The organism is Sulfurimonas sp. (genome assembly GCF_029027405.1).
Taxonomy (GTDB): domain Bacteria; phylum Campylobacterota; class Campylobacteria; order Campylobacterales; family Sulfurimonadaceae; genus Sulfurimonas.
The window spans coordinates 2,598,000-2,610,454 of sequence record NZ_CP093396.1; the positions used below are offsets into that span (position 1 = coordinate 2,598,000).

Sequence of the window (12,455 nt, forward strand, 5' to 3'; positions counted from 1 at the left end):
TTCTAAGTAATCTTTCTAGCCGTTAAGAAAATATAATCTTTTCCTGTAATTACAACTCTGTGCTTTTTTTGTTGAAGATATTTTTTACAAAAGTGTATATCTTTTAAAACTAAACTCATCTCATTAAATGCATAATTTGGTGCTTTAGCCCCATATATCATCTCTCCATCTATCCATCTACAATTTGGGAAACCGAGAATTATTGCTCCATCTTTTTTTAAATGATTTTGATAGATGCTCATAAAAGTGGAGTTAAAATTTATACCTGAACTTTGTAATGTTCCAATAGAAATAATCAAATCAAATCTGCCTAAATCTAGCTCATCTAAAGTATTAATATCATGGTTAAAAAACTCTACATTTTTATCATCAAAATCATTTTTTGCATACTCTATTGCAGATGCACAGTTGTCAATGCCAGCAAACTGTTTTTCTTTAAACTCATCAACTTCTAGCATCTCTTTTATAACTTTAAACTCATCGCCTCTATTTACTCCGAGATTTAAAACTCTTTTTTTATCTTTAATATTTATAAATTTTAAGGCTTCTTGATAGTGGTACAAAAAACTGAATTGTTGTGTTTTATCAATAGAGAAAAACTCACTATCTGTTCCATATTTTTCTGTACTATTTTGAATTTTGTGAAAAGAGGAATCTCTATCTAATTTGTAGAACCTTAAAATAGTTTTTTTATCTTCATAGATGGGAGAGAGCATTTTCATAAAAAAAAGTTGTGCTAAATCAACAAAAGCTTTGTAGCCAATAGACTCTATTTCTTCATTTAAAAGTTTTACTTCTAAAACCTCTTTTGCTTTTAACTTCGAGTTTTTGAATAACTCTAATAACTCTCTAGCTTTCAATTTTACCTAAAACCATAAGTTTTTTTGCATCAATTACACGCTCTCTTTTATTAGACATAAATTTATCAACTCTAAATAACCACTGACATAATGTGCAAAAAATATCATAAACTTAATATCTTCATTATCAAAACCTCCATCTTTGTTAAGCAACTCTAAAACTCCTATAATTTCTCTTTTAGAGTTAAATATAGGAGCTGTAATTATATTTGTAGTTATATATCCTGTTGCTTTATCTATTTCTGGTAAAAAATGTAAGTGAGTATATGGGTCGTTTGCGATGATTGGTTTTCTCTCTTTAATAGTAAAACCTACTAAACCTTTATCTAATGGAATCACAATCCTACTAACATCATCCGCTAAAGTTGTCCAAAGCTCTTTTTTTTCTATATCATTAATAAAAATAGAACATCTTTGTACGCCAATAACCTCTTTTGCATACTTTGAAATATGAGGTAAAGCACTAGAGTATGAAGGATTCTTTAACAACTCTCGACCAAATTTTGCTAGTTTTTTATAAGTACCTTTATATTTCAAAGTAAACCCCAATAATTTTGTTTAAAATAATTATAGTGTAAAATACACATAAAAGGAAACTATATGCATTTAGTTACAATCTGGCACAATCCAAGATGTTCAAAATCTCGAGAGGCAATGGGTATTTTAGAAGAAATAGGCTGTGAAAAAGAAGTTGTAAAATACTTAGAAATAACTCCAACTAAAGATGAAATCACGACTGCACTAAGTATGCTAGGCATGAACCCTAGAGAGCTTATGAGAACCAAAGAAGATATATACAAAGAACTGCGTCTTCAAAATGAAGATGATTATGATAAATTAGTAGATGCTATGGTTTTAAATCCAAAACTTATAGAGAGACCTGTTATATTTAAAGATAACAAAGCCATCATAGGAAGACCAACTTCCATAATAGCGGAGTTTATAAGGAATTAGTTTCATCTACTTTTGTCACAAAATGACAATCAGTTCCAGAGTAAGGGCATGATTTACTGATATTCATCTCAAACTGCTCTTCAACAACTCCACCTTTTTTTCTCTCTAAGTGACGCAAGGCTGCACGAAAAGAAGTTAAAACCATATTTGCACTATCTTGATATTGCGTTGATATATGTTCTACTTGTTCACCTTCTGGTTTACTTGTATCTACTTTTGGATCAGGTAAGTCGGCGTAAGATTTTTGAAGGTCTTGTTCTAGTTGTAGTGTAGTTTTTAAAACATTTACAATCTCATCTCCCTTAATCATCTCTGTAAAAAGTGAGCCTAAAGTGTTTGTGTCCTGACTTGCATTTGAGCCAAACTTAACATCAAGTATATGAGTATCATCTAAATTTATAAACATAATCACATACGATTGCGTTGCGTTGTCTATACCCATGCCAACACAATGGGCATCTTCTAGTTCCCCATAGTTTTCAGGTTGCATTAGATGTTTGCCTATCTCAGAGCTTAGTTCTTCTTGCGGTGTCATTTTATTTTGTTCCTCTTTTTAACTTTTCTATACTTACGCCATTGTCTTTAATGAACTTTGAAATAGTTTTGGAGTTTGTATGTTCATACTCTTTTGCATAAACTATGCGTTTAATACCACTTGCTATAACATTTTTGCTACACTCACTACAAGGCTCTAAAGTTACATAGATAGTAGCACCTTCAACGCAGATGCCTTTTCTTGCTGCCCAGATTATTGCATTCATTTCTGCATGAATCTCATAAGTTTTACTCCACTCATGATGCTCATCAGTATATTTACCACCCCAATGATCACAGCAGTTTGTAAAACCAGCAGGAGTTCCGTTGTAACCTGTACTAAGAATACGACCATCTTTGACTATAACTGCACCAACTTGCTTAGAAACACACTTTGAAGCAGTAGCTAATTCTATGGCAATATTTATAAAATTTTCATCACTTAGCATCTACACTAAACCCTTATTTAAAAAATTATCATATTATATCGCAAAACTACAAGGCATTTAAAAATTCATCTTTACTTTTGTACCATCTGAAGTATCAAACAAGATAGTTCCCCCAAGCTCATCAACAACAATTGTTTCCACAAAAGAGAGACCAAAGGAATCGTGTTGTTTTTGCTCATAATCAAATCCTTCCCCATTATCTTCTACTGTAAATATATGCTTCTTATCTTTTTTAATAAGCTTAATACTGATAACCCCTTCACCATCTTTAAAGGCATATTTGAAGGAGTTGGTTATAAGCTCATTGAGTATGATGCCACAGTGTATGGAGTTTTGGACATCCAAAGTATCCTTTACCTCTAGATAAATTTTTATCTTTGTTGTGTTAAAGCTTTTTTCTAATTCATCTATTAGATTTGTAAAGTAGCCTTGGGTATCTATATTTTCTAAATCATTTTGATTGTACAAAATCTCATGAGTTTTACTTATGGCTTGAACAGCTCCTTCACTCTCTCTTAGCTTTTGTTCTACATCTTTATTGTTTAGGCTATCAAGCTTTAGCCTATACATAAGAATAATAAATTGCATATTGTTTTTAACTCGATGATGAAGTTCTCTTGTTAGTATTTTATTTGTTTTAACTGCTTTTTGTAGTGCTTTTGTCGTGTTTAGTTTTGAAGATAGTGCAACTGAGAAAAGGATAGCTTCCATGAAAATTGTCAATGCACAAAAATGAGGAAAATAGTCTATTATATTTGGAAGTCCGTACTGCTGAAGGGATATCATCAATACACCCGAAAAATTGAAGCTCCAACCAATTAAAATATACTTTGCTTGAGGATTTTTTTTGTAAAAAGAGAAAGCAGAGATATATAGTATAAATACAAATGTAACCAAAATAATGTAAAGGGAATATTCAATCAGATAACTTCCATTTATATAAATTAGTATATGCATTATATTTAGCACAAGTATCATATTAATAATTATGTTGTGCCTCTTATACTGCTTTATATTCAAAAATACTTTTATAAAAAGAAGTGCAGCAATGTTTGCTAAAGCTAAAGAGTAAAAATCCATAAAAATATCTATCATATTAGAATTTTCTGGAAGTATATAATCTAGCATGATAGAGTAAGAGGCGTAATACAAAGTGGTAAACAATATATACAAAATATAGTATAAATAAGAAAGCTCTCGTGTAAAAAAATATATGAAAACATTATAAAGTACAAGAGCTAACATCGCTCCAAAAAACATAGATAAGATGAGTTGATAGGAGAACTCATCTTCATACAAAGTATTTATATCTTTGATATGTAGTTTGAAGTAGTGCGCGCTATCGATAGAATGAGTTTTGTAGTAAAATTCCTTCATTTCATGTGCCTTAAACTCCACTTTAAAACTTGGGTGTAATATATTATTTCTTTTGTATTGGTTTAGATGCCATAGTCCTTGTGACTCTTTTTTATACTTTTTTTGTATTTTTGTATAAAGTTCTACCGTGTCAAATGTCGGATTTGAAATACTAATGTACCTTGTCATGTCTTGCGGTGAGTCATTTTTTATACTAAATTTTGTCCATAAAGTAGCATCTATATAGCCAAGACGAACATAATCAACAAGAAAAGGTTTAAAGTCTTTTTTTTGTATATCTTTAAAATTAAGAGTTGAACTCTCATCAATATACATGTAAGAGTTTTCTAGTACGCTGATATTTATAGATTTTTCATTTACATGTATAACTGACGAATATAGTGCTGAGAGCATGAGCGAGGTCAATAATATTATTTTTATTAACATATTAACGATTATATCAAAACTTATGTCTACTTATGTTATAAATAAGTATGAATAATTTAAATGTATTGATATTAGAAGATGAACTGATTATATATGTTCATCTAAAAAAGACTCTTCAAAAACTAGGATTTAAACATGTACATATAGCAAGAGATGCACAAAAAGCTTTTGAAATAGCTAGTAAAACAAAAATAGACATACTCTTTTCTGACATAAAAATAAATGGAGATATAGACGGCATAGATGCTGCAAGAACTATGCAAAACTTATATAAGCTTCCCGTTGTCTTTATTACTGCCTATAAAGACCAAGAAATACTACTTCGTGCTAGTGAAGTTGACTTTGTCGGTTATCTGTTAAAACCATACAGAGTAGATGAGCTTGAAGCTATTATAAACTTAACCGTAGCCAAATATAAACTGACAATGAACAAAGATAATATTATCAAAATTAATGGTTATGATTTTGATAAAACAAACAACAAACTTTTTAAAGATAAGCAAGAGATAAAGCTCACAAAAAAAGAGCAACTTTTCATAGCCCTTATATTTAACTCAAAAGGAAGTGTCGTTCCATATACTGTGATTGATGAAGTTATATGGCAAGGGAAACTAGTAACTGACAATACAAGAAGAACATTTTTATATAGGATTAAACACAAGTTAGTTAATCTAGAGTTTTGTGTGCAAAAAAGTCTAGGGATATTATTGTTATAAAAATAAATTTTTATCAAATGTGATTTGAAATGTGATGTTAGCTTTGTAAGATATGAATAAGAGTATTTTACAAAGGTAAATAACATGTATAAAAATTTAATAATTTTAATGTTTAGTTTAAGTATATTAGTTGGAAGTCTTAGTTCTTCTGAAATAAATGATGATGATAATAGTGTTGCAGAGTATAACAATATAAGAGTATATGGTCTTGGATTAAAAGTTGGTACTCCTAACTCAGATGAAAATAACAAAAACTATAATGGTGCTGGTTTAGAGTTTGAAAACAACTTTTCTAAGCTTGTCTTAGAGTATGGTTCAGACTATACTCTAGGTTCGGCAGTTCTAAAAGGCGATATTACTAAAGATTTTTATATTAAAGGTGGTCTTGGGTATTTACAAAGAGGCATGTTAATAGAAGACGCAGATGCTGATGTCACTCAAACTACTGGTGGTGGTTCACTAGGTTATGGTGATGATAAAAGTTATAACATTGAAGCAGGTCACATAATAAGTCAACTTGAAAATGCTGCATCTGCAGATGGTGACTCTAAAATCTCATATCTTGAACTTATAGCAAAACACACCTTTGCTAAGTATGCTACATTTGATATAGTTGGCATCTATAAAAACTCTAATGTATTTGATAAAAACTATGCTGATTATAAAGCTGAACTTGGTTGGTTTGCAACTGATGATGTAAGAGCTTATCTAGCTCATGATAGTGTTAATCACTCTAAAAATGATTATGCAGTTCGTGCAGGAGTACAATACACCTTTGCTACAAGTAAGTTTAGTCCTTATTTAAAAGCATCTTTTAATCCAGATACAAATGTTAAAGCAGGGGTTGAATACTCTGAGGGTATTGCAAACAAATCTCTTAAGATGCGTGATCTATTTGAAAATGCTATAGGCTCTAGTAGTATAGTTGCACAAGCTGTAGCTCCTAAAGTGTTTGCTACTAAGGTTGCGAAACCTAAACCAACTCCAGTTGTAGTCCCTCCTGCTCCAGCTGTTAATCATGCTCCTACTGGGAGGAATTCTTTTACTAATTTTGTGGGGACTACTGGAACTATTGATTTGACCCCACTAATAAACGATCCTGATGGGGACAACATGACAATTAATATAGTAAGAATTCAAAATATTTCTAGGATACCGATTTACTCTTTAATTATAAGTGGTAACACAATTAGTATAGAAGTAGGTGCTTCTACTCCAAGCGAAATTAGCGTTTACTATACTGTTTCCGATGGCACAGCTACTAGTCCAGCATATTGGATTCTTTTTAGTGGTTGATTAGTGCTTTTCTCTCTCGTTGCACCTTTTCAAGGTGGAATGCATAATAATATGTATTGTATTACATATATAATTATGGTATTATAGTACTTTAAAACATTATTAAGGCTATGATATGCTAGAAGAACTTTTTATCAAAAGTAGAGATTTTATAAATATTAACAATCAAGAGTATAAAAGATATTTTGTAAAAACTAAAAAATTAGAACATAGATTATCTGTTATTATTGGTTCACGAGGTATTGGAAAAACAACAACAGTTGCTCAATACATAAATAATAATTATAAAGAAAATGAAGCCTTATATATAAATCTTGATGATATTGAGAATACTTCAAAATATACTATGACTCAAGTTGCAGAGGAGTTTGTTTTAAATGGTGGTAAGCTTCTTTGTTTTGATGAGATTCATAAGTATGAAAACTGGTCGGCTGAACTCAAAAATATCTATGATAGATTTGATAAGTTAAAGATAATAGCCACAGGAAGTTCTGCCTTACAGATAAATAAAGGGAGTCATGATTTAAGTAGGCGTGCTATAGTTTATAACATGGTAGGAATGAGTTTTAGAGAGTTTTTAGAGCTTCATCATGGATATAAATTTGATGAGATTAGTTTAGAAGATGTAGTAATAAATCATATAGAGATAGCTACAAATATTAAAAATATCATAGAAAAAAATGACCAAAAAATCATACCATTATTTAAAAACTATTTAAAGCATGGATATTATCCTTATTTTTTGTCTATGCCAAATGAAGTTTTATTTTTTCAAACATTACAACAAAATATAAATGTATCTATAGAAAGTGATCTTTTAAATATCTATCCAACGCTAAATGGTAACAGCATAAAAAAAATCAAGATGCTTTTATCTGTTATTATTAAAAGTGTGCCATTTGAACCTAAGATGAGTGAGCTTAAAAAAGCAGCAGATATTAAAGACGATAGAACATTAAAGGATTATTTATCTAAGCTTGATGATGCAGGACTTATTAAACTTTTGATGCAAAATTCATTAAGTATGAAAGCCTTTGATAAACCAGAAAAAATATTTTTGGCAAATCCAAACTTGATGTACACAAAAGAGCCAAATATAGGAAACCTAAGAGAGACATTTTTTGTAAATCAATTAGATAATTATTATAAAAACAAACAATCGCTAAATGATGAAGGAATCTTTGCGAGTAAACAAGGTGATTTTTATTGTGAAGAAAAATATACTTTTGAAGTAGGCGGAAAAAATAAAGGTTTTCATCAGATTAAAGATATACCAAACTCCTATGTTGCTAGTGATGATTTAGAAGTTGGTATTGGTAACAAAGTTGCACTTTGGTTATTTGGATTTTTGTATTGATAAGAATAAATTTCTTTAAAAATGTGATTTGAAATGTGATGTTAGCTTTGTAAGATATGAATAAGAGTATTTTACAAAGGTAAATAACATGTATAAAAATTTAATAATTTTAATGTTTAGTTTAAGTATATTAGTTGGAAGTCTTAGTTCTTCTGAAATAAATGATGATGATAATAGTGTTGCAGAGTATAACAATATAAGAGTATATGGTCTTGGATTAAAAGTTGGTACTCCTAACTCAGATGAAAATAACAAAAACTATAATGGTGCTGGTTTAGAGTTTGAAAACAACTTTTCTAAGCTTGTCTTAGAGTATGGTTCAGACTATACTCTAGGTTCGGCAGTTCTAAAAGGCGATATTACTAAAGATTTTTATATTAAAGGTGGTCTTGGGTATTTACAAAGAGGCATGTTAATAGAAGACGCAGATGCTGATGTCACTCAAACTACTGGTGGTGGTTCACTAGGTTATGGTGATGATAAAAGTTATAACATTGAAGCAGGTCACATAATAAGTCAACTTGAAAATGCTGCATCTGCAGATGGTGACTCTAAAATCTCATATCTTGAACTTATAGCAAAACACACCTTTGCTAAGTATGCTACATTTGATATAGTTGGCATCTATAAAAACTCTAATGTATTTGATAAAAACTATGCTGATTATAAAGCTGAACTTGGTTGGTTTGCAACTGATGATGTAAGAGCTTATCTAGCTCATGATAGTGTTAATCACTCTAAAAATGATTATGCAGTTCGTGCAGGAGTACAATACACCTTTGCTACAAGTAAGTTTAGTCCTTATTTAAAAGCATCTTTTAATCCAGATACAAATGTTAAAGCAGGGGTTGAATACTCTGAGGGTATTGCAAACAAATCTCTTAAGATGCGTGATCTATTTGAAAATGCTATAGGCTCTAGTAGTATAGTTGCACAAGCTGTAGCTCCTAAAGTGTTTGCTACTAAGGTTGCGAAACCTAAACCAACTCCAGTTGTAGTCCCTCCTGCTCCAGCTGTTAATCATGCTCCTACTGGTCAAAATATTTTTGTTATTGGGAACAATAGCATTGATTTGACTCCACTAATAAACGATTCTGATGGGGATAACATGACAATTACTATAGTAGAGCAGGTGGCTAGCAACTCAACTAGTTTTATTATTGTTGTGCATGGCTATATAGTTGCTCTAAGTAGTGCTGATGCTAATAATGAGACTTTTTTTGTTAAATATACTATTTCTGATGGAATTAATACTAGTCCAGAATATGTTATTACATTTGCTCCATAACACTTTTCTCAGCCATAAGTTGACATAAAACTACAAGTAAGAGTCTGATTGTTTGAGATTATATATTAAATGAAGTTATCAACAAAAAGGTTCTTGCTATTAAATATGTTTTATAGTAAAATAGAGATTATTATCCTAGATAAAGGTAGATTATGAAACCTATACTACAAAAACTTTCAAAACAATGGTTATCTAAACGAACACCAAATTTTTATAGAACTCTTTATGATGATATAGATTTTAACAGTAAAATAATTGGTATAAAAGGTAGCCGTGGTTCTGGTAAAACTACCCTACTTCATCAATATGCAAAAAATTCTAAATTAAAAGCTAGTCAAACACTATATATAAGTTGTGATAGTCCAGTAATGGCCGGAGAAAATCTATTTGATATTGCCACTGAGTTTGAGCAATATGGTGGAAAATTATTGCTTATTGATGAGATACACAAATCAGTTGATTTTAGTTCACACATTAAATCTATTTATGATTTTTTAACTATTAAAGTCATATTTACTGGTTCCTCAGCAATGATTATTAGTCATGAAACAGCTGACTTATCTCGAAGAGCTTCCATGCATTACCTTCCACCAATGTCACTACGAGAGTTTATATCTTTAAAAGAAAATATAAAACTACCATCATATTCTCTTGAAGATTTAATAGATAATCATGAAGATATAAGCTTTGAGATACTACAAGTTATCAAACCACTTGAACAATATTCAAATTATATAAAATATGGAGCTTACCCATTTTTTAATGAGTCCATCGTTGATTATCCTATGCGATTACAAGAAGTAATCAATACTACAATTGAATCAGACTTAGCAAAAATATTTAATATAGACAACGATAAACAAAGTGTATTAAAACGAGTTTTAGGAATGTTATGCTCAACTTCTCCATATGAAATAAGCAAATCTAAACTTTCTAAAGATACGCAAATATCTTGGTCAACACTTTCAAAATATTTAACATACATGAAAGAAGGTGATTTAATTCATCTCATAGATGCTCCTCAAAATCATAAACGACTAAATAAGGCACAAAAAATGTTGTTAAACAACCCAAACCTATTTCATGTTCTATGTGCAGATCCAAATATCGGATCAATTAGAGAAAGTTATTTCATATCCCAATTAAATCATATACATCAATTACACTATCATGATAAAGGTGATTTTATTGTTGATGAAAAATATATTTTTGAGATAGGTGGAGCAACAAAGGGAGATAAACAATTAGATAATGCTACAAATAGCTTTGTAGTACGAGATGAAATTGAAACTGGTTATTCAAATGTAATCCCGCTTTGGTTATTTGGATTTTTGTATTAAATGATACTACTCTACTTCTCTAATCATCTTTACATCCGCATTATGACGAAGTCTTGCGAAGTAATCACCTAAGACCTGCTCTCTTTGCTCAGCCATAATCATATTTACAATCTGAGTTTGAACATTCTCAAATCCCATCTCTTTTGGAGATTCTGTGCCTTTAATATAAAAAGTCATGTATCCACCTTTTCCATCTGGAACAACAGCCGTATAGTTATTAATAGGTGTTCGCTCTAGTAGAGATGCTAATTCTGGAGATATGTTATCGTATGGAAGAGTTTGATTGCTTGCAGAAATGTCTGGAGAATAGAACATCGGGTCCTTAGTTTTTTGTGTCAATTTATTTTTATCTTTAGCTTGATAAATTACAACTACAAAAGCACTTGGATGATCAAAGGCGTCTTTATGTGACTCGAAGTATGCTTTTATCTCATCTTCTTTTGGCTGGGAAACTCCAGCGTAAGCTATTGCAGAGTAAAGCTTTTGAGATAAAAGTCTCTCTTTTATCTTCTCTTTTAATTGTGCTGAACTTAAACTATTTGCATTTCTAACTGCTTCATAAAAATCATCGACACTCATTTGATTTCTCTTTGCAGTTTGTTTTATATCATCATAAACTTCACCACTACTCACACTAAGTTTTCTCTCTTTTATTTCTTGCTTTTCCAAAACTTTTCTTATTAAAGTATTTGTTGCTTTTTTTTCACTTGTTTTAGATGTTTTCATCTCTTTTTTTATGTCATATGTAGTTATAGCATCGCCTTTTACTACCACTGCAACACCTCCTATAACTTGAGCATTTAGTGTTACTACAAAGAGAAGAGTTAAAAATATTTTTTGCATTAATTATCCTGTGAATTTAAAGACCGTATTTTAACATATTTTAAATGAACTTTATTAATCTTTTCTTTTACCCCAATGTAATTCAAGTTTAAACACTATTCAAAGAAATAGTATTTAGGGTATATAACTTTTAGGTGAAAGCCCAAACTCTTTCATAAAAGCATTAGTAAAATTACTTGCATATTTATAACCAATTAATTTAGCCACTTCATTAATGTTGTACTCCCCTGAATGAAGCATTATTTTTGCTTCATTCATTTTGTACTTTAAGAGTAATTTATATGGACTAGTATGAAATATCTTCTTAAATCCTACCTTTAATTTAAACTCATTCATATGCACTTGTTTGGCTAAGTCTACTATAGAAGGTGGATTTTCCATATTATTTATCAAAATTTCTTTTGCTTTATAGATTGCTGTTTTATCATAGTTATCAAGTAAAATTTTATTTTCTTTAGTTCCAAGTTTTGAAAGTTCTACATGCAGTAGCTCTAAAGATTTACTTTGTAAGTATATTTTCTTTAATTCTCCTTGAAGTTGACAGTCTAATATCTCAGTAATAATAATTTGAGATTGTATTAAAGTAGGAGAAAAACTTATAAGATTTAGATACTTATCGCTATTGATAAAATACTTTTGAAGTAAACTTTTTTGTAAATTTCTTTGTAAAAAATCCTCGTCCAAAATAAGCCTTATTTGTTCTACCTCTTTATCATGAAACTCTCTAAACCCTTGTGTCTTTTCAAAGAGAGATATTGTGGTAAAGCCCTCTTTAAAGGGTACTGTTTTTTTATCTATTGCATTTGTATATGTTGAACTACCTTTTAAGGACATAGTGATTACGAACTTTTTACTATTTTGTTTAGCTTCTATTTGTATAGGTCGCTGGAGTTTATAATTTATTTTTAGTAATAAAAATCCATCTTGTATATTTATTTTATTTGTAATATTGGTTCCTATGTCAATTGGGAAAATATCACCTTTTAGATCATTTAAAGTTAATTTACACATCTTT

At 30.2% G+C, this 12,455-nt stretch carries 13 protein-coding genes; 6 read left to right on the forward strand and 7 right to left on the reverse strand.

Going from position 1 to position 12,455, the window contains the following annotated elements:
- Positions 1-2: 2 nt before the first annotated feature.
- The gene (locus MOV42_RS12725; RefSeq protein ID WP_324171552.1) at positions 3-860 is read right to left on the reverse strand and encodes a methyltransferase domain-containing protein; all 858 of its coding nucleotides are present in this window, start codon (positions 858-860) and stop codon (positions 3-5) included.
- A 33-nt stretch (positions 861-893) separates the two neighbouring features.
- On the reverse strand, positions 894-1,397 hold the full coding sequence (locus tag MOV42_RS12730) for a GAF domain-containing protein (protein WP_324171553.1): 504 nt from the start codon (positions 1,395-1,397) through the stop codon (positions 894-896).
- Positions 1,398-1,460: 63 nt separating this feature from the next.
- Here MOV42_RS12730 and arsC point away from each other — a divergent pair, with 63 nt between their 5' ends.
- On the forward strand, positions 1,461-1,814 hold the full coding sequence (arsC, locus tag MOV42_RS12735; RefSeq protein ID WP_324171554.1) for an arsenate reductase (glutaredoxin): 354 nt from the start codon (positions 1,461-1,463) through the stop codon (positions 1,812-1,814).
- On the opposite strand, the gene MOV42_RS12740 is transcribed toward arsC, so the two are convergent.
- Genes MOV42_RS12740 through MOV42_RS12750 form a run of 3 tightly spaced genes read right to left on the reverse strand, consistent with a single transcriptional unit; the run spans position 1,801 to position 4,600 of the window.
- Entirely contained in the window at positions 1,801-2,349 is a 549-nt protein-coding gene (locus MOV42_RS12740) for an iron-sulfur cluster assembly scaffold protein (protein WP_324171555.1), read from the reverse strand. The two genes, arsC and MOV42_RS12740, sit on opposite strands and share 14 nt — an antisense overlap.
- Position 2,350: 1 nt before the next feature.
- A complete protein-coding gene (locus tag MOV42_RS12745) occupies positions 2,351-2,797 on the reverse strand; it encodes a deoxycytidylate deaminase (RefSeq protein WP_324171556.1) in 447 nt (148 codons plus the stop codon).
- Between the two features lie 57 nt (positions 2,798-2,854).
- Positions 2,855-4,600: a 7TM diverse intracellular signaling domain-containing protein gene (locus tag MOV42_RS12750; protein ID WP_324171557.1), complete on the reverse strand. Its 1,746-nt coding sequence runs from the start codon at positions 4,598-4,600 to the stop codon at positions 2,855-2,857.
- 47 nt (positions 4,601-4,647) lie between these two features.
- Between MOV42_RS12750 and MOV42_RS12755 the strand changes: the two genes are divergently transcribed.
- The 5 genes from MOV42_RS12755 to MOV42_RS12775 all read left to right on the forward strand — a co-directional run bounded on the left by MOV42_RS12755 (position 4,648) and on the right by MOV42_RS12775 (position 10,597).
- On the forward strand, positions 4,648-5,316 hold the full coding sequence (locus tag MOV42_RS12755; RefSeq protein ID WP_324171558.1) for a response regulator: 669 nt from the start codon (positions 4,648-4,650) through the stop codon (positions 5,314-5,316).
- A gap of 84 nt (positions 5,317-5,400) precedes the next feature.
- Positions 5,401-6,612 carry a hypothetical protein gene (locus MOV42_RS12760; RefSeq protein WP_324171559.1) on the forward strand — a complete coding sequence of 404 codons (1,212 nt, stop codon included), beginning with the start codon at positions 5,401-5,403 and terminating at the stop codon, positions 6,610-6,612.
- 115 nt (positions 6,613-6,727) lie between these two features.
- Positions 6,728-7,969, forward strand: a complete 1,242-nt coding sequence (locus MOV42_RS12765; protein WP_324171560.1) for an ATP-binding protein — start codon at positions 6,728-6,730, stop codon at positions 7,967-7,969.
- Positions 7,970-8,057: 88 nt separating this feature from the next.
- A complete protein-coding gene (locus MOV42_RS12770; RefSeq protein ID WP_324171561.1) occupies positions 8,058-9,257 on the forward strand; it encodes a hypothetical protein in 1,200 nt (399 codons plus the stop codon).
- Positions 9,258-9,409: 152 nt separating this feature from the next.
- Positions 9,410-10,597 (forward strand): ATP-binding protein, encoded by a 1,188-nt coding sequence (locus MOV42_RS12775; protein ID WP_321777331.1) that lies wholly within the window; start codon positions 9,410-9,412, stop codon positions 10,595-10,597.
- A 6-nt stretch (positions 10,598-10,603) separates the two neighbouring features.
- Here MOV42_RS12775 and MOV42_RS12780 read toward each other — a convergent pair whose 3' ends face one another.
- Together MOV42_RS12780 and MOV42_RS12785 are read right to left on the reverse strand one after the other, a co-directional pair.
- Positions 10,604-11,440 (reverse strand): peptidyl-prolyl cis-trans isomerase, encoded by an 837-nt coding sequence (locus MOV42_RS12780; RefSeq protein WP_324171562.1) that lies wholly within the window; start codon positions 11,438-11,440, stop codon positions 10,604-10,606.
- A 114-nt stretch (positions 11,441-11,554) separates the two neighbouring features.
- On the reverse strand, positions 11,555-12,451 hold the full coding sequence (locus tag MOV42_RS12785) for an AraC family transcriptional regulator (protein WP_324171563.1): 897 nt from the start codon (positions 12,449-12,451) through the stop codon (positions 11,555-11,557).
- Between the last annotated feature and the right edge of the window lie 4 nt (positions 12,452-12,455).